We start from the raw sequence: 22,686 nt of genomic DNA on the forward strand, positions 1-22,686 counted from the left end.
AAGCCGATTATTGTTTAGCAGAGAAATGTTTACCTTATGTTGCAGCAAATAAATTTTCAGAAGCACTTTTCGAAGACCTTCTTGCTAGCTTATCCTGTGATGCTCAGTCAGCTGGGGCAGGTGCTGGTAGGGGTGGCAGATAGTATGATGGTGGGGAGATTAGGGGCCGAGCCTTTGGCCGCCGCCTCACTTGCCAATAGTATATTCTTTGTGGTGATGATGTTTGGGACAGGAGTGTCCATGGCCATGACACCTTTGGTAGCTGCTGCGGATGGAGAAGGCAAGCCACGCAGGATTACCCGGGTTTTCAGTCATGGATTGATCATTAATACCTTTTCCGGGGTGATTTTATTCCTATTGATTGTGCTGGGCAGCCCGCTCTTGCATCATATGGAGCAGCCTGAACAAGTGGTGAAGCTTGCTATTCCCTTTTTAGGAATCATCACCATTTCCTTATTGCCACTGATGGTTTTTCAGACTTTTCGGCAGTTTGCAGAAGGCCTAAGTAGAACCAAAGAGGCCATGATTATCACCATCGCCTGTAATGTCGTGAATGTGTTCTTAAACTGGGTTTTGATTTATGGGAATATGGGTTTTGAGCCTATGGGCTTGAATGGTGCCGGTTGGGCGACGCTTATCTCTCGTATATTGATGGCTATAGCGATGGCTTGGTTTGTGTATAAAAGCAAGCATTTTCATCCCTATGATCTGCGTTTTGACCTTAAGAAATTATATTTCCCCATGTTTAGCAAATTGCTAAAGATCGGTGTTCCTACTGGTTTTCAGTTTGTCTTCGAAGTGGGAGCCTTTAGTGCTGCGGCCATTATGATGGGATGGATCGGGGTAAATGCCCTTGCTTCGCACCAGATAGCGATCAATCTTGCCTCCATAAGTTATATGATGGCTTCTGGCCTATCTGCCGCAGCGATGGTCAGGGTAGGGAATCAGCTGGGTAAGAATGACATTAAATCCTTGAGGGAAGTAGGTTTTACCGCCTTTGCGATGGTGGCGATGTTTATGATAGGCTTCGTTTTTGTATTTATCGGTTTGAGAAATTACCTGCCGCTACTTTATATTTCAGATGTAGAAGTGGTAACATTGACCAGTGGTCTGCTGGTAATTGCGGGATTATTTCAGCTCTCTGATGGTATTCAGGTGGTCGGCCTTGGCGCTCTGCGTGGTATGTCGGATGTGAAGGTTCCTACCATTATCACGCTGATTGCCTATTGGGTCATCGCACTGCCTTTAGGCTATATGCTGGCCTTTCACTGGGGGGTAGGTGCTAGAGGCGTCTGGTATGGCCTTTTGATAGGTCTTACCCTGACGGGAGGTATGCTGCTTTATCGTTTCCATCAGCTCAGTCTTAAGTTGAAAAATGAGGCCAGCTAAGAAATTGCCGAAGGGTATAATGAATATATATTATGTTGTTATACCCTTTTTTTAGGACTATTTTTTCTAGGCTTAGCTAAATATGAACTTGGTAAGGGGTCTTTTTTAGGGCTATAGTTGTTATTGAAGGTTCTTTTGTCGTTTTTTGATGGGGTTTCTGCCTTGAAGATTTCTCTATATGGATCATTCATCCCAAAGTAAGCCTGAGAAATTACCACAAGTTCAGAACCCTGATTAAATTCGAGCTATCGCAGGCATGGTACTGCTGTCAACTTTATAGAAGCAGGTCAATAGCCCATTATAAACCTGGTTTTTCCTTAGGGCTTATTCTAATATAGAGAGAGGGGATTTCGGTGGCTGTAAGGTGGAGGACCGGACCTAGTGGCTAGCTTGATTGAAAATAGAACTAATTATCAGCCCTAAGGCTGTAGATCATAAGATAAGTACTATGCATAAAGAAATGGATAATGCCAGGACCTCGGACTCAAGTAGGACCACAATTACTGAATTGATGATACCCTCTTACGCTAATTTTGGAGGGAAAATACACGGGGGGATTTTGCTCTCCTTAATGGATAAGGTAGCTTATGCGACCGCCAGCAAGCATAGTGGCGCCTATTGCGTCACCGTTTCAGTAGATACGGTGGATTTTTTGCAGCCGGTGGAAGTAGGTGAATTGGTCTCTCTTATGGGCTCAATCAATTATGTGGGGAATAGCTCCATGGTCGTTGGGATCAAGGTGATTTCTGAAAACGTGAAATCTGGCCTGGTAAAACATACCAATACCTGCTATTTCACCATGGTGGCTAAGGGTGATGACGATAAGCCCACGATGGTGCCGAAGCTGATTTTAGAGAACGCAACTGACGTTCGCCGATTCGTGGAGGCGATTTATCGACGTAAGTTTAAGCAAAATTACGAAACCAATCTGAAGGAGATCAAGTCCAACTGGGACAAGCAGGATGTGGCGTCCTTGCTTAAAGACCAGCGTTGTGTGTCTAGAATGAAGGAATAATACCGATTAGAGGGCTTTGGCCTCCAGAGGCTTGGGACGGTAGATCAATAGGAAAATAAATCCAATCGCCGCACCAGCTGCTCCAATGGAGAAGACCAAGGGGAAGTTTTCATATTTATTGGCATATACCCATCCGGCAACTAAGGCTCCCAGACCAATTCCTGCTTCCAAGGCGATATACATAGTCGCTAAGCCTCTGCCCCGAAACTGGGTAAGGGATAAGTCGATGGTCCATGCAGCGATGGTGGGGGAGGTCATGCCCATGGCAAAGCCAAATAATACCCCGGCAAAGATTAGCATCTCACCACTTTGACTAAGTGCGATGGTCGTCATCGCCAGGAAAAGGCAAACGGTAGCCGCTCGCAATACGGGTGTTCTGCCATAGCGATCTGAGGTGCGCCCTGCTAATAATCGGATCGCCAGAGAGCTGAGGGTGAATACAGCAAAGAAAAGCCCTTTATTGGTAAAGCCAAGGAATACCGAAAAATCAGGAATGATGGTTAATACAATTCCGAAGGATAAATAGCTGAAAAACAATACAAAACAGGGGGCAAGGACCCTTTTTTCGATGATTTCATTTTTCTTAAGATGGAAATGACGGAAACTAAAAGGAACTGTTTCTGCGACCGTTTCTTTGAGTCTTATTAGAAGCAGGATGGACATCAAGGCTACGGCAGAGCTGCAATAAAATAGTGGGTCTAAACCGAATTTTGCAGCTATAAAACCTCCAAATGCTGGTCCGGCTGCCATACCCAGCGAGCTGAATAGTGACTGCAAACCCATGGCTTCTCCACGTCGGTCAAAAGGCACTATGTCTGCCACAAAAGCCGAAATTCCCGTAGGGGTGAATCCTGTACTGAAGCCATGAAAGAATCGAAGGAGTAAAAACCCTGCGACACTGGAGATAATGGGGTATAGCAAACTTACCAATAAGCAGACCGCTGCACCGAATATCATCACGGGCACCCGACCGATTTTGTCCGCTAGCTTACCGCTGAATGGTCTCGATAAACCTGCCGTAAGGGTGAATAAAGCAATGATAAGTCCCTTATAATCTTCCCCTCCTAGCTTGGTGAGATAGTCAGGAAGCTCTGGTATGATCATATTGAAACTTGCAAAGAACAAGAAGGAGCTTAGGCATAACTGTAAAAATCGTAAAGTAAAAAATGCAGGGATTATTCTTGACACAAGGGCTGGGGTTGGGCTATGAAAATAAGAAAAGCACATCGGGGAGACCGATGCGCTTTTCTGAATAATAGTAGTTAGCTAAAGCTTTTGCTTAGGATCTGTCTTCGACTTCTCCCTCACTTTGAGCCAATAAATAGGCCTTGATAAATTCATTTAGGCCTCCATCGAGTACCGATTGCACATCAGAAGTCTCATGTGCCGTCCGTGCATCTTTGATGAGCTTATAGGGGTGAAGGACATAATTCCGGATTTGAGATCCAAAGTCAATCTTCATTTTACCCGCTTCGATTTTGGCTCGTTCAGCATTACGCTTTTCCATCTCCATCTGGTAGAGCCTGGATTTTAGCATTTGCATGGCCTTTTCACGGTTGGCAAGCTGGGATCTTTCGATCTGGCAGACCACCACGATACCGGTAGGCTTATGCGTAAGCTGCACTTTAGTTTCCACCTTGTTTACATTTTGACCTCCGGCACCCCCTGATCTGGACGTGTGAAGCTCAATGTCGGCGGGGTTGATTTCAATCTCGATCGTATCATCCACCACTGGATATACATATACCGAACCAAATGAGGTGTGTCGCCTTCCGCCACTGTCAAATGGGGATATCCTTACCAAACGGTGTACACCAATCTCAGACTTCAGAAAACCATAGGCTAATGGGCCTTCAAATTCCAAGGTGACCGACTTAATACCGGCAACTTCACCTTCTTGAAGATCCACTTCTTTGACCTTATAGCCATTCTTTTCGCCCCACATGATATACATCCGCATGAGGATGGAGCACCAGTCATTACTTTCAGTGCCTCCTGCGCCAGGGTTGATTTCCATCAGCGCACTGAGCTGATCTTCCTCACCACTGAGCATTTTCTTCAGCTCCAGATCCTCTACCTGCTTCAGTGCCTTGGAATAATCCTTACGGATCTCTTCCTCAGATACATCACCAGCAGTATAGAACTCATGCAGAACCTCCAAGTCGTTGGCAGCAGCATCCACTGTTTCATATGAATTGGTCCAGGTTTTTCGGGCCTGGATTTGCTTCATGGTTTTTTCCGCTTCTTCTGGATCGTTCCAGAAATCCGGCTGTGCGGATACAGCCTCTAAATCTTCAATCTCTACTTTCTTACGATCGTAGTCAAAGATACCTCCTCAAGGCCGTGATACGAGCCTTCAAGTCTTTCAACTGATCTGATGTCATAGTTGTTGCTTGTTGTTTACAGTTCTAATTTTGAAAAGACGAATTTCGGTAAATTTTACAAGTTTACCTAATCATTGAACCAAGTGCCTGCGCCTTCCTCTGCAATGGACTACTTCAGCACTGACCTATATCACTCAGGAAGTACCCTAGTTTTGGATAAGAAAGTCTTCAGGTCCCATGCCCTTTGAGGATACGATTCCAGGAAAAGCTATTCATTGGAATGCCATTTTCTAAACCAGTCTATGTGAAGATGGGACACAAGAAACCCTTTGAGGAATTTTTCAGAAATTGAAATTGCCAGTATGCCAGTTCGGGAGGGGTAGTGTCTATTGGTTTTAATTCTCGAATTCTAAGTGAATAATTTGAATTTTGTTCCGTCCTTCGTTTTTGAAATACTTACGCTTAAGCTTAGAGAGCACAAAGCTTCCTACAAATAAGGAGGAGCTAATCACGATGCCACCCGTACTATAAGAAAGGGAGCCTTCCTGATAGATGCTATTGATAGTCTCTGCGGTAAATAATAGTAATCCTGCGGCAGCGGTCAGTGTGCTGAGGTTCTTGATGGTCTGGTTCCGCTCATCGCTATAGCGGACATCCACGATGGCGATATTTTCGGGTCGTATGATATTTTCGCGCAGGATGAGGTAATCAGGTTTGATTTCTAATATTTGATCATCAATAAAAAAATTAAGGTCCTTAGGTTGGTACCTGATTAGATCTCCTTCATGGTAGGTGATTCGGCTTTTTTGATTACCACCTTTTTGAAGGATGAGGTATTTTTGGCCGTAAGTAGGGAGTGTCAGGACACATCCCAGCAGTAATGATAGTAGCGTTACAGGGATGAGGTTTTTCATAGAATTAATTTAGCGCGTGGCAGAAGCCAAGGTATGAAGAGGATAGCGTATTCCTGATGGTCGGAAATAGTAATTTGCCATAAAAAAAGCACTTTAAAAAATCTTTTTAAAGTGCTTTTAGGATATTTAATTTCTTTTAAGATAATATTTTTGTGATCCAGCCGTGGCTGTCTTCCTGCTTGCCATATTTTATAGCATCCAATATCTCCAATACTCGATAGGAGAAGGAGTCAGCTGGTTTTTCGGGAAGTTCATAATCCTGGTCAGCCACATTGATCCTTTGGATATGGGCGATGGTGGCCGCAGTACCAGTGCCAAAAGCTTCCTGAAGCGTACCTGCATCCAGGGCTTCCTTCAGCTCGGCTACGGAAAGGAATCTTTCTTCCACTCTCAACTCGGACTCTCTGGCTAGCGTCAAAACAGAATCTCTGGTGATGCCTTTCAGAATGGTTCCCTTGGTGGTAGGAGCGGTGATGAGTGTGCCATTGATGATGAACATGACGTTCATGGTGCCACTTTCCTCTATATATTGATGTTCTTTCCCGTCGGTCCAGAGCAGTTGATCATAGCCTTGTTTTTGAGCCAGTAGGGCAGGGTAAAGGGATCCGGCATAGTTTCCGGCTGCTTTTGCCTGTCCGGTGCCGCCTTCTGCTGCGCGGGTATATTTGGTTTCCACTTTTACAGATACCGGCTTGGCATAGTAGTGTCCCACGGGACAAGTGAAGATCATAAACTTATACGATGAGGAAGGTCTGATGCCTAGATAGTCGTCTGTGGCAAAGATAAATGGACGGATATAAAGGGAGCAGCCTGGCTTATTAGGGATCCAGTTTTGATCCACTTCCAGGAGTTTTTGTAAGCCTTCCATGAAGATCTCCTCAGGGATCTGAGGGATGCATAGCCGGTCGGCAGATTCATTCAGCCTGCGCTGATTGGCATCAGGCCGGAAGATCAGCACATTATTATCGCCATCCTTATAGGCTTTCAGGCCTTCAAAGACCGATTGGCCATAGTGCAAGGTGGCGTTGGCAGGGTTAAGCAGTAAGGGAGCATATGGCTCAATTCGGAAATCTTGCCATTCTCCGTTTTTATAGTCAGCCACGAACATGTGGTCACTCATTATTTGCCCAAAACTCAAGTTTTCAAAATCAGTCCCTGGTAATTTGGAATGATCGGTTTGCTTTATTTGGATGTCTATTGTTGTATTCATAGTCTTAAGCTCTAGATTCCCAAGTAATCTCTTTTACTCCTAATTCTTTTGCTATGTGTCTTCCCAATACAAATAAATAATCGGAAAGGCGATTTAAATACTTTATGATCAGAGGATCGACCTCCGCAATTTCATGCATGGAGACCACTCTTCTTTCCGCTCTTCTGCAGACCGTCCTTGCGAGATGGGTGTAAGAAACGGTAGGGTGTCCTCCCGGAAGGATGAACTTCTGCAATGGGGCCAGTCCTGCATCCATATTATCGATGGATTGCTCAAGCTGAAGTATATCTTCCTCAGTCAGGTCAGGCTTACTCACTCGCTTTCCCGATCGGTCCATTGCAAGATTTGCGCCAATAGTAAATAGCCGGTCTTGCACTTCTTTTAGCTGAGCGATGGGTCCTTCCTGCTCCGCAACAAGATGATCAGTCAACAAACCGATAAGCGCATTGAGCTCATCTACTGTCCCGTAAGCCTCGATTTGAAAATCCGACTTGGATACTCTGCTTCCTCCTAAAAGTGAGGTGTCTCCACCGTCTCCTCCTTTCGTATATAGCTTCATCTGCGTCCCTCCTTTACTATAAGCCCTCTGCCCCACGTTTTGTTTTCCTCATTTCAAAGAATGTTCTTTGATTGGCTTTGATTACCGAGAAATTAAGCAGCAAAATTAAGAATTTAATTGATTATTTTTATTACTATTTGCTTACAGCATGAAAATTATTTTTTGTTGGATTGGGGTTGACAAGGTCAGTTTCCACCAGGCCATCGCGCAGTCTTACGATCCTATGAGCGTAATGGGCGATGTCATCCTCGTGCGTCACCATGATTATGGTATTCCCCTTTTGGTGAAGTTCGTCGAAGAGATTCATGATATCATAAGAGGTCTTGCTATCCAAGTTTCCTGTAGGCTCATCGGCAAGGATAATACTAGGATCATTGACAAGCGCCCTGGCGATCGCCACCCTCTGGCGCTGACCACCCGATAGTTCGTTGGGCTTATGGTTTACCCGATCTTCCAGGCCCACACTCTTGAGGGCCATGAATGCCTTGTCTTGACGGTCTGATTTATTAAAACCGGCATAGATAAGCGGCAGAGCCACATTCTCCAAACAACTCGCTCTTGGCAATAGATTGAATGTCTGAAACACGAAACCAATTTCCTTATTCCGGATTTCTGCCAGCTCGTTCTCCGACATATGACTCACATCTTTATGGTTCAGGACATATCTTCCCGCCGTAGGGGTGTCCAGGCATCCGATGATATTCATCAAAGTGGACTTCCCCGAGCCTGAAGGACCCATAAAAGCTACGTACTCTCCCTTATCAATATCGATAGTAACGGATTTCAAAGCTTCTACCTTTTCGGCACCCATGATATAGGTTTTTTTGATTTCCGAGGTCTCTATGATCTTGCCCATAATAAAAATTGAGTTATTTGTTCTCCTAAATATACAGTTTTAACTTAAAAACCTTTAGGCATCTCACTTAATTTATCTAAACGGCTCTAATTCCTCATGAACTTGCAATTCACCATACTCTTGGGGGCTCAGGGATTGGCTCAGGCGAGCTTCTAATTGCAAGGCGTAATCGCTGATGCCTAGTTTTTTGGCGGTAAGGATCATGCTTGTCCAGAGGAGTGGGTCAAGGTTAAATTCACTTGCCGCACGCAATATCTCATATCTCTGTGCCAGGTCCTGCTGGCCCGCCGCCTGCGCCAGCACCAAAGGCGTAAAGTAAGGATTCCCTACTCTATGATCTTTATCCGTCAGGAATGCAGATAACTTGCTGTCTGCTGCGATAGCCGGCGCATTTTTTAGGGATAGGCTCGCGACAGCAGAGATAAACGACTGATCAGCCCCCTCCTGCACCTTCAGATAATGCACCAATTCCTCTTTCTGGGAGGGAAGAAGCCAATGGGACTTTTGAAACAACACCTGACTTGCCAGCAGCACTTTCAGCCCTGAGGGCTCCATTTCAGTGAAATAAGGCCAAAATTGAGCCGGAAGAGAGGAGCTCAACTGTAATATATGTGCGTAAAAACTGCTGTCTGAAGTGTATTCAGGATTGTTTTCAGACATCCATTCCGGAAATTTCACCTGATGCTTTGAGGCGATGCGCTCTGCCTCCATTTGATTTTGGCCGAAGGCTAAGATCATTAAATGAACAGGGTTATAATTGCTAAATCCACTTTGGCCCGCCTCGGTAAGCTCTGTGCTGGCTTTATGAAAATCCCATGCACTTGCCAGAATCGCTGCTGCCTGCTGCCGGAAATAGCCTGAGGATTTGGGATAGTCCAGCATCAGGCCGTTTAGCTGCTTTAGTGCAGAGATAAGGTCATGCTGCTGATAATAATTGACCACCTTGCTCAGGCGGAGTTCCATCTGCTCCTGAGTGTTGCTTGAGTTGGCAATCAGGCTGTCCAGATGACTATTGGTGTTTTTACTATCCTTGATTTTGCCGGAGGTAAGGCTATTTCTTATATAGGCAGCCTGCAGTAATCTGGAGTCCATAGGCTGCGCCTGAATGGTATCTGGTGTCAAGGCCAAATAATTTAATCGAGCAAGATTATTGATCGTCCATTGGGGAGACCGTGTCTGTGGAAGATCGATGGGTTCTTGCAGACCCGAGAGGTGCTTTATCTTCAGTCCTAATAAATTGGAAATAAGCACTGAATTAGAAGTTTTCATTGCCTCTAGCAGCTGTATGGCCTTTTGCCCTTGGTTGCCTTTACTATAGAGCAAGGCCAAATTATTGCTCAGCCGGCTGCTGTTTGGGTAGATCTCCAGTCCTTTTTCGTAGTAGAATACGGCATCAAAAAAGCGCCCTCGCTTATGTGCCAAATGAGAGGCAAGGATGATTTCTTCCTCCGAAGGGTCCCATTCCAAGGCTTCCTCAATGAATTTTGAAGCCATAGAAAGCTGCTTTTCCTCTAGGTATAATAAGCTAGTGGCGGTGCTTGCTTTGGGATTGTTACGGTATTGGATCCAAGCGTTTTCGTATAAGATCCTCGCTTGTAGGTCTTTTCCTTGGTTATAATAATAATCGGCAGACCACTGGGTGGAGCTGGCGCTGAGCTGTGGGGCAAGGATGCCGTCTGCATATACCACAATGGATAATAAAGCGATCAGGGCCCCGATTCTCATATGGATATAGGCAAAGAAGTTGGGCTTAAATAGTACCGCTGCCACATCTTTTCCGGAGTTCATGAAGCCGGCGAAGTTTGCCAGTAAATACATGAAGAATAATATCGTCAGGCTCAGCTGCGTATAGATCAACCAATGTCCTAAGAAATCAGCCATGGGTTTATTAGCAGAGGATTCTGCTTTCCAAAAGGTGAAAGCACTAATGGCAAAACATATCCAGTAAAGGGCTATCAAAACCGGTTTTGGCGCCAGAGGCTCCTGCTGATGCTCTAGTTTCTTGCTCAGCTGCACATAGCCAGTGGCTCCAGCGATGAGCATCAGCCAGCTAAATGAGGGGAGGTCAAATGGCAATGTGAAATCGCCCGTAAGGTCCAGCAAAATGAAGGTCAGGAGCGTCAGGTAGATCACTGCAAAAACAGTGATATGCCAGGATATTTTAAGTCTTATTCCCTGATTCAATTTGCTAAGCAAAATATAAAAAGCACCAAGAATACTGTGGCCATTATACAGCATAAAAAGCGCAGTGACTGCAAGGGGCACATAAGCGCTGTTTTCGGCCCAATACAAATCAGCCTGGTCTATCGTGCTCCACTGAAACAGAAGAAAGACAGTGCCTAAGCTTATTGGAATCAAAAGAATAGCGCGCTTCAATAAGGGAAAATGGTCATAAAATACATGAATAATCATGGATGGCAGACAGAATCCGATTAGTAACAAGAGCAGGGCGCTATTACTTCCTATTCCCCCGATATTGAAGCCATTGACTCCGGAGAGGGTGAGTAGGACGATGACGAGGGCCATGGATCCTATGAAATAGTATCGCTTGAAGCTGCTGATTAGAGGAAGGCAGAGGCTCAGTAGCAGCAGCCATACCCATGAGAAGATAAGCGCACTTGTCGATTGGAACTGGGGCAGGAGGATCTCAAAATTTTGGAAAAGCAGGTAGTTTTCTACCTGTAAGGGAAGGAAGTCTAAGCCTAGATCATATAGGTCCAGGGGGACATCTATCATTTCAGAAAAAGTCCCTGGAAGTACATTTATAGGTCCTTCAGGAAGAAAAAACGATTGATAGATCAAAAGAAAACTGCCAATGATCACAAGGAGGATTGGCAGTTTTATGAATAAGGTAGTATATATTCTTTGGCTCGTCTTTGGGGACATTATTCTAGCACCTTTGGTACGCGGAAATAATCTGAATCTCTCTGTGGAGCATTCTTAAGTCCTTTTTCATGATCCAGGTGCTTGCCCGTTTCGTCTTCCCGAAGGACATTGACCTCTGAGGACATTGTGGTGATCGGCTCCACGCCTTCCGTATCCACCTGATCCAGATGCTCCACCCAGTCGAGGATTTGCGTCATGTCGGAGGTCATTTTCTTAGCGCTATTCTCATCAAACTCCAGTCGGGCAAGATGGGCTATTTTTTTTAAGGTATTAATGTCGATTTTCATACGAACTATTTATCTATTATGGGTGGCAAGGTGGTGGCTTGGCGTATTGTCTGCATCTAATTGGTTCTGGATGACACTATAGCATTCAGACTTCATCGCTGCAACGGCCTCTTTCTCATTCCCTTCTGGGAAAATTGGCGAATGGACCACCACTTTTACTGGTTTATAACTTAACAAAAACTTCTTGTCGTCAGGCAAAATTAAATGATTATAAGATAAAGTGACAGGAATTATCGGGATTTGTTTTTCAAATGCCACTTTAAAAGCACCATCCTTAAAGTGAGCCATCTGCGGGATATTATTGGAGTATATTCCGCCCTCAGGAAATATAATGATGCTGCAGCCATGGTCGATAGCTTCCTTGGTTCGTCGAAGGGTCTCCCCTCTGCTTCTAAAGCTGGCCCTGTCCACGGCAATATGGAGCTTTTTAAACATATACCCAAAGATAGGGACCTTGCCCAGGGAACTCTTGCCAACAAATAAGGCCTCCCCCGCCAGCAAGCCCATCACTGGAATATCGATATATGAAAAGTGATTTGCCGCTAAAATATACTGCTTCTCCCTTTTCAAAATCTCCTTGTTCTGAATACTTACCTTCTGGAAAATGAGAAAAAAGAAGGCTCGGGACCATAGCCCATTAAGTCGCCTGCCATACTTTCTCCATTGAGGAATCTGTATGGTCAGGAGAAAGAAGGGGAGTAGAATTATAAAGGATAAACCAAATATCAGGCTGCCATACAGGGAATATATTCTTTTTGTAAAACGCATATTCAATAGTTACTTATTGATCATATGATTGGCAACTTTAATAAAATAACCCATCATCAATTCCTTAATATTCTGTTCTATAGTTAACCTATCCATCGCCTCAAACATGGTGTTTAGCCAATGGTCTCTCATTTTATCATTGATGGTCCAGTCAAGGTGACGCATCCGTAATCGGGGATGTCCTCGCTCTTCCGAATAGGTCGTCGGGCCACCGAATACCTGAAGTAAAAACAAATACAGCCTTCTCTCCGCTGCCTCCAAATCCTCGGGATATAAGGCCCTTAAGGCCGGGTTTTTCTCAACTCCTTCATAAAAATATCTGCTCAAAGTATGGATATTTTCCTGACCTATACTTTGGTAAATAGATTGAAATTCATTCATGATATTCTAATTATCATGCGAAATTAATTAAAATTGTCAAAAATGTTTAGAGGGAATAGCTCTATTCTCCCCATGGATGGCGCGTAAAATCATCCTATCCTCATGGATTGATGGTTGGGCTTATTACACCTTCTTGACCTTAAGAGCAGAACCTTCAGTGCTTATTACTTTTATCCTGCTGCCTCTTTCGATAAAATCGCCCCTGCTGTGAGCATCATATAGCTCGTCTTCAATCATGATTTTGCCGCTAGGCATAAGCCTTGTCTGAGCAATTCCTTCCTTCCCTAATAGGTCAATGGAGTTCCAGGAAGAGGTGTATCCCTGATCTCTTTTCTGGGTATTGGCTAGGGTAAATGAACGGAAGGCTTCATACTGGTTTACTTTTGGGGCAAGGTAAAATATCCCTGCGATGGCCAGTAAGGCGGCGAGGGTGACGGTCATCAAGGCCACAAATAATTCGCCGGCTGGCACAAAGGAAAAGTCAAACAGATCGTTTGGAAGCATTCCCAGGGTAAGCCCCGTGAGGATACCGGCGATTCCTAATATTCCCGCCACGCCAAAGCCGGGGATGACAAATAGCTCTAAAGCCAGGAATATTATCCCTAAAACAAATACCATCACCTCCCAGTTTTCGGCCAGGCCTGTGAGATAGTATGGGATAAAGTATAAGGTGACGGCGATGAGGGCCGCTGCCAGCGGAAAACCGATTCCAGGCGTTTGGATTTCAAAATAAATGCCGCCAATAATTATCAATATCAAGAATCCGCTTATGGCGGGATTTAAGAAAATGGCTATGATCTGCTCCACAAAATCCTGGCTATAGGTTTCTTTTCTATAGTCCACCAATCCCAATCTGGCAATGGCCTCATCGATAGAGGCGACTTCCGCCTCACAAAACCCATGTTTTTGAGCTTCGGAAACAGAGAAGGTGATGACAGAGCCTTCTGTGGTGATGCCCTCGATAGCGATCCGCTCATCCACCATTGCTTCTGCAATATGCGGATCCCGGCCCGAGGCTTCTGCGGTGCTTCGCATCATTGAGCGCATATACGATTGGTACTTATCAGGCGCGGCATCTCCAGAGTCTCCCATGACCACTGTGGCAGCGCCGATGCTGGCTCCGGGAGCCATATAGATGCTGTCACAAGCGATGGAAATCAATGCTCCGGCAGAAGCAGCATCCTTATCAATGAATGATATCGTGGGGATGGGACATTCTAGCAGCATAGTTCGGATGTCATCAGCGTCATTTACCGCTCCTCCATAGGTGTCCATATGCACAAGTATATAGGCCGCACCCAGCCTCTCGGCCTCAGCTATGCCTAGCTCCACTTTTCTATTCATACGTGGGTCGATATTGTCCCTGATTTCCAGGATATATACCAGCGGCGCGGAAGTACTGTCCTGCTGAGCAAGGCTAGGCGAAACCTTAAAGATGCCTAATACGGCAGAAAAAACGAGAAATAGGGAAAGGGTAGAGATTCTCACAATGTTTGATTTTATACTATTTAATTCACCAAGTGAAGTTAATCGATGTAGGCTTAATAAAACTCGATTTCACATTTTAATATATTTTTTTCGTCAATGCGACTCCTTAATATACACAAAAAGGATATAAATAGCAGTGATTTAAAGGCCCTCGTTTTATTAAACCCTTTGCGGATATGGCTGCGCAATGGGGCTCACTGCTCAGTGGTATATTATCTCCGTGGACAGTTCGGGCTGGACAGGGAAGCGGGAGTTTTTGTATAAGGATTTGGGGAAATAAAAATACTTTTAAGCTCCGGCAGTAGGACTGAGGCAGGACGAAGGAAGGGCCCTGGTAATAGCAGCTCATCAGCCAGCGCCTGGGGAAAGTTAGGGTGCTTTAGCAAAGTAAGGCTGCAATTGCATCCAATTTTCTTAATAGCTGTTAATCTGAAATGAAAATTCGTAGCTTTGAAATTATTAGCAGTATTTTTGTAGTAATTTGCTGCCCCTTCAGAGGGTGTTTCTTTGTAGGGTTTAATTTAGAAATTTGTGTACAGAAAGTTAGTATGGACAATTTATTAGCGAGACTAAGTTTACTAGTAGTTTTATTTTTGGGGCTTTCCTCCATTGCTTCCGCATCGGGAGCAGCCAGAGATTCCGTAGGAGTCCAGAAAATCGGCGGGGAAACCTTTATTATCCATGAGGTGGAAACCAAAGAAACCCTGTTTTCTATCTCCAGAAGGTACGAAACCCCAGTGGGAGATATTATAAAAAATAACGAGAATCTTAAGGATGGCTTGAAAATCGGGCAGCGCATCAAGGTGCCTTATACCCCCAAAGCCGCTATCCCTGAGGGTGCCACTCTGCATAAGGTGGCCCCCGGAGAAACCCTTTTCTCCGTAGCGAGCAAATATCAAGTGTCTGTGGAAGACCTGAAAAGATGGAATTCCCTCCAAGGCAATGACCTGAGCATTGGGCAAAGCCTGATCATCCAAGGGGTAAAGCCTCAGGCCGCCGTGCCAAATGAAGCGCCGGAACTAAGAGGCAAGCCTACAGAGGTGGTCGAAGGTGTCACTATCGGTGCTGCGACCAGCCAGACGCCAAAGACTCCGGAGAAGCCTAAGGTGGATAAAAAAGAATCCAAACCCGCTGAAAAACCCGCTGCTCAAAGCCCGAGCCCAAGTACCGTCAGTCCTGCTGCCGGGGATGCCAGAATCGAAGAAGTACCTCAGGGAGCTGAAGCTGGTTGGATCACACATACCGTCACCAAGGGCGAGACGCTTTATAGCATCTCCAAGCATTATAGCGCCAATATGGGAGACTTGATCAACTGGAATGCGCTATCCTCCAATAATCTTAAAGAAGGTCAAAAATTAAAAGTAGGTCGTAAAGAGGGGAAAGTAAATAATCCGAACCCTGCGGTCGCTGTGGATCCGGTACCCGTGACCAAGCAGGAGCCAGTAGATGCCGGTGCCGCATCCGAGGCAGCCGTCAAGAAAGCTAATACAGAAAGTACTGCTTATAAAAACATAAAAGAAAGTGGTCAGGCGGAGGTTATTGAAGGAACATCCAATCACAAAAAATACCTTGTGCTCCATAAAACAGCGCCTGTGGGCACGATCATGAGAGTGAGGAATGAAGAAAATGACATTACTATATTTGCCAGAGTCGTGGGGAAACTTCCCGATACTGGTGGAAATAAGGAATTGCTAATAAAGGTATCTCAAGCGGCCTTTGATCAGTTGAGAGCAGTGAATAATAGATTTAGAGTGGAAATCTCCTATTAATAAAGATAGTTTTCCACGCCTATACTACTAAGGGGCTGTTATGATCTTATTCATAGCAGCCCCTTATTGATTCACGGCAAGCGGGGTTTTGTTAATTGCTTATAAATAGGTTATTTTTGCATGGACGTTTGCATAATTTAATGAATAAAATACAACTGATATTTCATCACACTTTTAGGTTTATCTGGAATCTGATCTTTGTGATATGTTACCCGATCCTTGCCACCTTTGGCTTGGTGTTTATAGGTCTTACCTACTTTTTTTCGTGGATTTCCCGCTTATTGACTAATCTGAGAAAGAAAGAATCCATAGTGGAGATTACTACTTCCGAATGGAAGGGGATTTCCGGGGAGGCAAATCTCCTCGAATGTAAGCAATACAAGCAGATCATGTTTGGCCCCGCCTGCTATATGATGAGAAGGAAAGATGGGGTGCCCTCCGTTCTGGAAGATCATTATTTCGGGGATAAAATCCGTGTGATCGAAGAGGGTTTCCTGATGGAAAGATGGAATACCATGGAGGCCAAAGACCTTCCCGACTTCGATGTATGCCTTTATGATCCCGATACCGATAAGCTCAGGCCATTGACCAATATTAAATGTTTTGACTGGCACCTGGCAGAGAGAGAGGAAAACCTCTTATTCTTCAAGTGGTTTGATGGTACTCAGGGTGGGGAAGTGCAAGTGGCTTTATGATGATAGATCTAAAAGACTTCCTGGACCAAAAAGTAGAAGAGTATAACCAGCCGGGCTTCATTACGGCGGATCCGGTAGGTATTCCCCATCGGTTTTCGAAGAAGCAGGATATTGAAATTTCTGGATTTTTTGCAGCTATCCTTGCCTGGGGCCAGCGAAAGACGATCATCAATAAATGCAGCCAGCTATTGGAGATGATGGATAATGCTCCATATGATTTTATGCTCCATCATACGGAGGCCGATTTACGACCATTTTTAGAGTTTAAGCATAGGACCTTCAATGATATTGACACTTTATGGTTTATTCATTTTTTATCAGGATTTTATAAAAAGCATGATAGCCTAGAGGCGGCCTTTACCATTGGCTGGACAGATTCCACTGAGGTGATGTATGATTTGTTACGTAATTTTCACACGGCTTTTTTCGCCGATCCTCAGGCTCCTCAGCGAACTCGCAAGCATATTGCCACTCCTGTCCGGAAGGCGGCCTGTAAGCGCATCAATATGTATTTGAGATGGATGGTGCGTAAGGATGATAAGGGCGTGGATTTTGGGCTGTGGGATAAGATCCAGCCTTCTCAACTGATATGCCCCTGTGATGTCCATGTGGATCGCGTGGCGCGCAAACTTGGCTTGATTGACCGTAGGCAAACCGACTGGCTCACTGCCATCGAATTAACCAAGCGGCTTAGGGAATTTGATCCGCAGGATCCCGTCAAATATGACTTTGCGCTTTTTGGCCTTGGAGTAGAGGAAAAGTTCTAAGCTTCCTCGCCAGTAGGGCTTAGTGGACAAATGAAATAAAAAAAGCCTGACATGAGCCAGGCTTAGATGAATATTATTGTTTCCAGGTATTGGGGGATTTTCTCCATTCCCCTAGGGAATCGAGGTCCGAGTCACTCACGTATTTGCTGTCGATGGCTTGAGGCAGCATGGCCTCGTAATCACTTAAGCAAACTAATTTTATATTGGCGTCCTGGAAGTTTTTGGCAGCCAAGTCAAATCCATAAGTAAAGATGGCGGCCATTCCGAGTACTTCAAATCCTGCTGCCTTTAAGGCTTCTACGGCTTTAAGAGAGCTTCCTCCTGTGGAGATTAAGTCTTCGATGACGACTACCTTTTGATTGGCGGTGACCTTACCTTCGATCATGTTTTCCATGCCATGTCCTTTAGGCTTAGAGCGTACGTAGATGAATGGCAGGTCCATGGCTTCGGCTATTAGCGCTCCCTGAGGGATGCCTGCGGTGGCCACACCGGCGATGGCTTCGGCTGCGGGGAATTTGCTTTTGATCGCTTCCACCAGGGCATTTTTGATGAAAGTCCTTACGGCAGGAAAAGACAGTGATAGTCTGTTGTCACAATATATGGGGGATTTCCAGCCCGAAGCCCAGGTAAATGGTTGGTTGGGCTGAAGGCGAATCGCTTGGATGTCCAGTAATTTTTGCGCTACTGCGGCGGCGGTTTCTTTGCTGTATAATTCCATATGGTAAAATTAATTCATAAAAATCTAATGCTGGTTGTGATGGCTGAAAAATTTATGCATTTTTGACCTGAAAACTAATATTTATGAGAATTTTCATCAACGATAAGCCTCTGGATATCCTGTCTCTTGACCAGCTACCTGAGGGCAAAACTTTTGAGTGTACCTATGAGTCACCAGAAGACCTTCCTGCCTATGCGGCCTTTCATGATGATGTGCTTATTATCCGGCCATCCCATGACATTATTATCAAGTTACTATACCTTCTGAGAACTCGGAAGATGAAGGATTTAGATTCCATTACGATTATATCCAGTGAGGTGGAGGCGATGAAGAAGTTCATTAAAAGTCGCTTTCAGATCATCAAAGCTGCCGGTGGCGTGGTCACCAAAGGGGATAAGGTGCTCTTTATCCATAGATTGGGTAAGTGGGATCTGCCAAAAGGAAAGTTTGAAAAGGGAGAAACCCCCGAGCAGTGTGCCGTAAGAGAGGTGGAGGAAGAGTGTGCTATTTCTGTAAAGAGAGGTCGCTTGATCTGCAAAACCTGGCATACTTATACCCAAAACCGGAAGAGCATTCTCAAGAAGACCTATTGGTATGCGATGCAATGCAAGGATGATGCGGGTATGAAACCTCAAAAAGAAGAGGGAATCGATGATATCAAATGGCTGATCCATCAGGAAGCGAAGGTCGCATTGGTTAATTCTTACCCTTCTATGCGATATCTATATAAGCAGTTTCTGAAAAAAGTCCCTAAGGTTCAGACTTCATAGGGTAAAAACTCACTCACATTTCCTCCATATCGGTGGACTTCACGAATCACCGTGGAGCTTACCGCTGCATATTGAGGGGAGGTGATGAGAAATACCGTTTCCAAATCTTCATTCAGAAATCGGTTCATCTGGGAGATGGTGTTTTCGTACTCAAAGTCGGTAGTATTTCTTAGTCCTCTGAGCAGAAAATTGGCATTATGTTTTTTGGCAAGGCTAGAAGTAAGCTCGTTATAGACGACCACCTTTACTTGTGGAGTGTCTTTATAGACCTCTTCTATTTTTTCTACCATCAGGTCAATGTCAAAATAGCGGGTTTGCTTAGTCGAATTATAGCCTATGCCGATGACGATCTCATCAAATATATCCAGTCCGCGGATGACAATATCATGGTGACCGCTGGTATATGGGTCAAAGGATCCTGGGAAAATCGCCGTTTTGTTCATTTTTATGCAAGGGTCAATTGGTCCAAAATGCTGCTAGCTTTTTGGTAGTTTTAAATTCCTCGGCACCCGGATGGTAGGTTTGGGTGGTTTTGGGTTCAGGTAAATTGATGTTCTTGAAATATTGGTCTAAAATCTTCTGGTCAACCCCGATTTCCTTAAGGTTTCCTATGATGGTAATCTTGCAATGCATGCGGTCAAAAGCCATCTGATGGAGCACACTAAAGGTGTATTTTAAAAACTCCTGATTATTACTTACCTCAAATCGGTTGAAAAATTTTAATTCGCGTGCTGAAAATCCAGCCACATAGATTTGACCATCTTCAATACTTATGGCCAATTCTTGGTTGAGCATTTCAGATTTGTCGGATAGAAAATACTCTAATGCTAAAGTGCTTCCGTGGATTATCTCAGGCGCATTAATGTGTTTCTTAAAAATCTTCAACAGACTTTTGGGACCTGCTCCGAGCACCACAATAGAATTGTTTTCAATTCCTCGATGGAAAAAAGTAACGGAGTCCATTATTGGAGTGGCAAAGTGCAGGTATTTCGCTGCGGAATCACTTTCAAATAACATTCCGGGAACCAAGCAGAAGTCCTCAGAGAAAACGTATATTTTGGAGCCTTCCTGAGACTTGCAGGCTTGTACCAGCTCGTCTGACTCCAATATAGAATGAAGTTCCTGTGATTCCTGGAAGGGGTAGTCATTCACTGCCAGGATGGAGCCATTGGCGTCCTTGGCTATTATAATTAACCTTTCGGCATATAAGAAAAGCGATAAATTTGACGCTATAGTGGCGTCAAATTTATCGCTATAAAATTCTGTATGGGTATTTTTAATAACCTTTGTCAAAATTATTCCCAGTTACCTGAGGTAGTGGCGTCCACTTTAGATCCAACTCTCAGTGCTTTTTCGTTATTGTTTAATCTTCTTTCTGGATTAACTGGCGCAGGGTCTCTGATTTCAAATACATCAATAAGAACCGCATTTGCTCCTCTTTCTACTTTGGCAGCGAAGAATTCAAATGTTTTTCCACCTGATCCAGGAACCACGTTAAGTTGAGCAATATTAAGCTCTGGGTATTTTCTGGCGTTGAAGAGTGAATCCATTACATTTACAGATCCTAAAGTATCATAATTGATGATTACTTCTTCCTCACCATAATCCAATAGCTTGGTCTCTTCAGTTTTTTGTACGATAAAGATTTTTCCGTCCTCAATGAATCCCTCTAGTTTAGACCAGCTGTCAGCATATTCACCGTTAGTAGCAAGATAAGCCTGCTGACCTATTCGAAGCATCTGGAGCTTCTCAATGATTCGGGCTTCAATGGCTGCAATTCTCTTTTCCTCTTTCATGACGTAGTCAACGCCACTATAAAGCTTGTATCCAACTCCAAGAGCAGCAAGGAGAAAAATAATCGATAAGATTTTTGTCAAATTCATTTTTCAGTCGAGTTTACTTCTTATATAAAGGTTGATGGTATCTAATAAGATGCTATTTTATGCATTTATTTTCAAAATTAAAATATCCTTTCCATATTCTTACGTCTTTAGTCGAATTTATATTCCAAAAATATTGATGTTTCTCCGCTCTGGGGATAGCTTGGATTTCTTTTATATCCATGAATTTCAGCTCTTCCAGTAGCTGCTGATGGCCTTCTAGCTCTGGATCCGTGCCCAAAGCCAGCCTCCCTTTTTTTAATTTTACTTCAAAATATAATTCAACAGCATGAAGAGGAGGCTCCAAAAATTCCGTTACCCCCAGGAATTCGCCCGTTTCTACCTCTAGCCCGGTTTCCTCCAAAAATTCCCTTTCGAGGTTCATCGTGATACTGCTGCCAAACTCCATGCCCCCGCCAGGGACATTCCAGAATACTCGGCTGCTGGACATGCGATGCTTGATCATCAGTATTTTATCATTCTCTATCAAAACGCCATTGACACGAGTTCGTAATCTCCCGCCAAACTTATCCTGAATTTGAGTTTCTATATGTTCCATTTATACTGTAGATTCGCTAATAATGACTAAAGATACTCAACATATCCCAAAGCCGTCTGATTTGATAAGACGAAATTTCCCGCATCAAGCTACACAGGGGCAGGAGCATTTTTTTCGGCTTATGGATGATTTCTTTGCCAAGGACACCCGTTTGCAGCCTACCTTCATCCTAAGGGGCTATGCCGGTACTGGAAAGACCTCCGTGACCGCGGCCTTGGTGAAGTCCCTGAGCGCTTTGAATACCAAAGCCCTATTACTCGCTCCCACCGGGCGTGCCGCCAAAGTCATGTCCTCCTATGCCGGAAGAATGGGTTTCACCATACATAAGATCATTTATCGCCCCAAAGATCAGGACGGAGGAGCCGGCTCAGGTTTTGACTTGCAAAAGAACTATTATAAAAACACCGTTTTTATTGTTGATGAGGCTTCCATGCTCGCCGATGATGCCTCCGGTGGGAGAAACCTCCTTAGGGATCTAATCAAATTTGTTTTTCAACATGACAATAATCGCCTCGTGCTCATCGGTGATACGGCTCAGCTGCCACCCGTGGGGAGCTCTTCCAGCCCCGCTCTGGACAGTGAATACATGGCGCGGCAGTTTAGCTTAGATACCTTGCAGGTGGAGTTTACGGAGGTCATGCGCCAGCAGCTGGAATCTGGCATCTTGTCCAATGCCACCTCGCTGAGAGATGAGGTGACTAAAAAAGAACCCGTTATTTCCTTTCGGGTGAAGGGCTTTCCTGATTTTTATAGAATGACTGGTGAGCGATTAGAAGATGGCCTTCGCTATGCCTATGATAAGTATGGTGTAGAAAACACCATCATCATCACCCGCTCCAATAAGACGGCAGTGCAGTATAATCAATATATCCGAAGGACCATTCACTTCTATGAAGAAGAACTTACCGCTGGGGATATGCTGATGATCGTAAAGAATAATTATACTTATATGGCGGAGTCCGATAAGGTGAATTTTCTTGCCAATGGCGATTTTGTGGAGGTGGTGAAGATCCGTTCATTTGACGAGATGTATGGTTTGAGATTTGCCACGCTGGAGCTTCGATTGATCGACTATCCGGAGGAGCCTTATTTTGAGGCTAAGGTAATTTTGGATACTCTTTATACCTCTTCTTCCGCCTTAGGCTCAGAGGAGTCGCGTAGCCTTTACCAGCAGGTGACCGCGGACTATGCCGACCTCGCCAATGTCAAGGAAAGGAGGGAGCATATAAAGAAAGATCCCTACCTGAATGCTCTTCAAGTGAAATTTGCCTATGCCCTGACCTGCCATAAGAGCCAAGGAGGGCAGTGGCAGGCGGTTTTTGTGGATCAGGGATATGTGACCGAAGAGCAGCTGGATGCCGAATATATCCGCTGGCTTTACACTGCCATTACCCGTGCCACAGACGAATTGTTTTTGGTGAATTTCCATCCCCGTTTTTTCGTGGGTTGAG

Annotated in this window: 23 protein-coding genes; 7 read left to right on the plus strand and 16 right to left on the minus strand. The window is 44.6% G+C overall.

Going from position 1 to position 22,686, the window contains the following annotated elements; all coding sequences use genetic code 11:
• Positions 1 to 36: 36 nt before the first annotated feature.
• Both B050_RS0106095 and B050_RS0106100 read left to right on the plus strand, forming a co-directional pair.
• Positions 37 to 1,389, plus strand: a complete 1,353-nt coding sequence (locus B050_RS0106095; protein WP_018473011.1) for an MATE family efflux transporter — start codon at positions 37 to 39, stop codon at positions 1,387 to 1,389.
• Between the two features lie 448 nt (positions 1,390 to 1,837).
• A complete protein-coding gene (locus B050_RS0106100; RefSeq protein ID WP_018473012.1) occupies positions 1,838 to 2,404 on the plus strand; it encodes an acyl-CoA thioesterase in 567 nt (188 codons plus the stop codon).
• Between the two features lie 6 nt (positions 2,405 to 2,410).
• Here B050_RS0106100 and B050_RS0106105 read toward each other — a convergent pair whose 3' ends face one another.
• The 11 genes from B050_RS0106105 to B050_RS0106160 all read right to left on the minus strand — a co-directional run bounded on the left by B050_RS0106105 (position 2,411) and on the right by B050_RS0106160 (position 14,077).
• Entirely contained in the window at positions 2,411 to 3,631 is a 1,221-nt protein-coding gene (locus B050_RS0106105; RefSeq protein WP_044201879.1) for an MFS transporter, read from the minus strand.
• A gap of 52 nt (positions 3,632 to 3,683) precedes the next feature.
• Positions 3,684 to 4,788, minus strand: a protein-coding gene (gene prfB, locus B050_RS0106115) for a peptide chain release factor 2 (RefSeq protein ID WP_157492592.1) whose coding sequence is annotated in 2 segments (ribosomal slippage) — positions 3,684 to 4,727 and positions 4,729 to 4,788 — 1,104 coding nt in all. Because the reading frame shifts where the segments join, the coding sequence is not laid out codon by codon here.
• Between the two features lie 335 nt (positions 4,789 to 5,123).
• Entirely contained in the window at positions 5,124 to 5,642 is a 519-nt protein-coding gene (locus B050_RS0106120) for a hypothetical protein (protein ID WP_018473015.1), read from the minus strand.
• Positions 5,643 to 5,778: 136 nt separating this feature from the next.
• Positions 5,779 to 6,852: a branched-chain amino acid aminotransferase gene (locus B050_RS0106125; protein ID WP_026235680.1), complete on the minus strand. Its 1,074-nt coding sequence runs from the start codon at positions 6,850 to 6,852 to the stop codon at positions 5,779 to 5,781.
• Positions 6,853 to 6,856: 4 nt separating this feature from the next.
• Complete coding sequence (locus tag B050_RS0106130; RefSeq protein WP_018473017.1) at positions 6,857 to 7,411, minus strand: cob(I)yrinic acid a,c-diamide adenosyltransferase; 555 nt, start codon at positions 7,409 to 7,411, stop codon at positions 6,857 to 6,859.
• A 133-nt stretch (positions 7,412 to 7,544) separates the two neighbouring features.
• A complete protein-coding gene (locus B050_RS0106135) occupies positions 7,545 to 8,267 on the minus strand; it encodes an ABC transporter ATP-binding protein (RefSeq protein ID WP_018473018.1) in 723 nt (240 codons plus the stop codon).
• A 72-nt stretch (positions 8,268 to 8,339) separates the two neighbouring features.
• Positions 8,340 to 11,153 (minus strand): tetratricopeptide repeat protein, encoded by a 2,814-nt coding sequence (locus B050_RS0106140; protein WP_018473019.1) that lies wholly within the window; start codon positions 11,151 to 11,153, stop codon positions 8,340 to 8,342.
• Complete coding sequence (gatC, locus tag B050_RS0106145; protein WP_018473020.1) at positions 11,153 to 11,440, minus strand: Asp-tRNA(Asn)/Glu-tRNA(Gln) amidotransferase subunit GatC; 288 nt, start codon at positions 11,438 to 11,440, stop codon at positions 11,153 to 11,155. Before gatC ends, B050_RS0106140 begins: the two co-directional genes overlap by 1 nt.
• 9 nt (positions 11,441 to 11,449) lie before the next feature.
• Complete coding sequence (locus tag B050_RS0106150; protein ID WP_018473021.1) at positions 11,450 to 12,208, minus strand: lysophospholipid acyltransferase family protein; 759 nt, start codon at positions 12,206 to 12,208, stop codon at positions 11,450 to 11,452.
• Positions 12,209 to 12,217: 9 nt separating this feature from the next.
• The gene (locus B050_RS0106155; protein WP_018473022.1) at positions 12,218 to 12,589 is read right to left on the minus strand and encodes a globin domain-containing protein; all 372 of its coding nucleotides are present in this window, start codon (positions 12,587 to 12,589) and stop codon (positions 12,218 to 12,220) included.
• Between the two features lie 123 nt (positions 12,590 to 12,712).
• The gene (locus tag B050_RS0106160; protein WP_018473023.1) at positions 12,713 to 14,077 is read right to left on the minus strand and encodes an NfeD family protein; all 1,365 of its coding nucleotides are present in this window, start codon (positions 14,075 to 14,077) and stop codon (positions 12,713 to 12,715) included.
• Positions 14,078 to 14,625: 548 nt separating this feature from the next.
• Between B050_RS0106160 and B050_RS0106165 the strand changes: the two genes are divergently transcribed.
• The 3 genes from B050_RS0106165 (at position 14,626) to B050_RS0106175 (ending at position 17,308) form a co-directional block, all read left to right on the plus strand.
• Entirely contained in the window at positions 14,626 to 15,846 is a 1,221-nt protein-coding gene (locus B050_RS0106165; RefSeq protein ID WP_026235681.1) for a LysM peptidoglycan-binding domain-containing protein, read from the plus strand.
• 140 nt (positions 15,847 to 15,986) lie between these two features.
• On the plus strand, positions 15,987 to 16,541 hold the full coding sequence (locus B050_RS0106170; RefSeq protein WP_018473025.1) for a hypothetical protein: 555 nt from the start codon (positions 15,987 to 15,989) through the stop codon (positions 16,539 to 16,541).
• Positions 16,541 to 17,308 (plus strand): TIGR02757 family protein, encoded by a 768-nt coding sequence (locus B050_RS0106175; RefSeq protein WP_018473026.1) that lies wholly within the window; start codon positions 16,541 to 16,543, stop codon positions 17,306 to 17,308. Before B050_RS0106170 ends, B050_RS0106175 begins: the two co-directional genes overlap by 1 nt.
• Positions 17,309 to 17,381: 73 nt before the next feature.
• Here the strand turns inward: B050_RS0106175 and pyrE are convergent, their stop codons facing one another.
• Complete coding sequence (pyrE, locus tag B050_RS0106180) at positions 17,382 to 18,026, minus strand: orotate phosphoribosyltransferase (protein ID WP_018473027.1); 645 nt, start codon at positions 18,024 to 18,026, stop codon at positions 17,382 to 17,384.
• A gap of 83 nt (positions 18,027 to 18,109) precedes the next feature.
• Here pyrE and B050_RS0106185 point away from each other — a divergent pair, with 83 nt between their 5' ends.
• Positions 18,110 to 18,796 carry an NUDIX hydrolase gene (locus tag B050_RS0106185; protein WP_018473028.1) on the plus strand — a complete coding sequence of 229 codons (687 nt, stop codon included), beginning with the start codon at positions 18,110 to 18,112 and terminating at the stop codon, positions 18,794 to 18,796.
• Here B050_RS0106185 and coaD read toward each other — a convergent pair.
• From coaD to B050_RS0106205, 4 genes are read right to left on the minus strand one after another with little or no spacing between them, the layout of a single operon-like run.
• Positions 18,784 to 19,239: a pantetheine-phosphate adenylyltransferase gene (gene coaD, locus B050_RS0106190; protein WP_018473029.1), complete on the minus strand. Its 456-nt coding sequence runs from the start codon at positions 19,237 to 19,239 to the stop codon at positions 18,784 to 18,786. The genes B050_RS0106185 and coaD overlap by 13 nt on opposite strands.
• 13 nt (positions 19,240 to 19,252) lie before the next feature.
• Positions 19,253 to 20,089 carry a DUF3822 family protein gene (locus tag B050_RS0106195; RefSeq protein WP_018473030.1) on the minus strand — a complete coding sequence of 279 codons (837 nt, stop codon included), beginning with the start codon at positions 20,087 to 20,089 and terminating at the stop codon, positions 19,253 to 19,255.
• 2 nt (positions 20,090 to 20,091) lie between these two features.
• Positions 20,092 to 20,679 carry a hypothetical protein gene (locus B050_RS0106200; protein WP_018473031.1) on the minus strand — a complete coding sequence of 196 codons (588 nt, stop codon included), beginning with the start codon at positions 20,677 to 20,679 and terminating at the stop codon, positions 20,092 to 20,094.
• A 52-nt stretch (positions 20,680 to 20,731) separates the two neighbouring features.
• Positions 20,732 to 21,235, minus strand: a complete 504-nt coding sequence (locus B050_RS0106205) for an NUDIX domain-containing protein (RefSeq protein ID WP_018473032.1) — start codon at positions 21,233 to 21,235, stop codon at positions 20,732 to 20,734.
• Positions 21,236 to 21,257: 22 nt separating this feature from the next.
• Between B050_RS0106205 and B050_RS0106210 the strand changes: the two genes are divergently transcribed.
• The gene (locus tag B050_RS0106210; RefSeq protein WP_044201884.1) at positions 21,258 to 22,685 is read left to right on the plus strand and encodes an ATP-dependent DNA helicase; all 1,428 of its coding nucleotides are present in this window, start codon (positions 21,258 to 21,260) and stop codon (positions 22,683 to 22,685) included.
• The last annotated feature ends 1 nt before the right edge of the window (position 22,686 follow it).

The organism is Echinicola pacifica DSM 19836 (assembly GCF_000373245.1).
Lineage (GTDB): Bacteria > Bacteroidota > Bacteroidia > Cytophagales > Cyclobacteriaceae > Echinicola > Echinicola pacifica.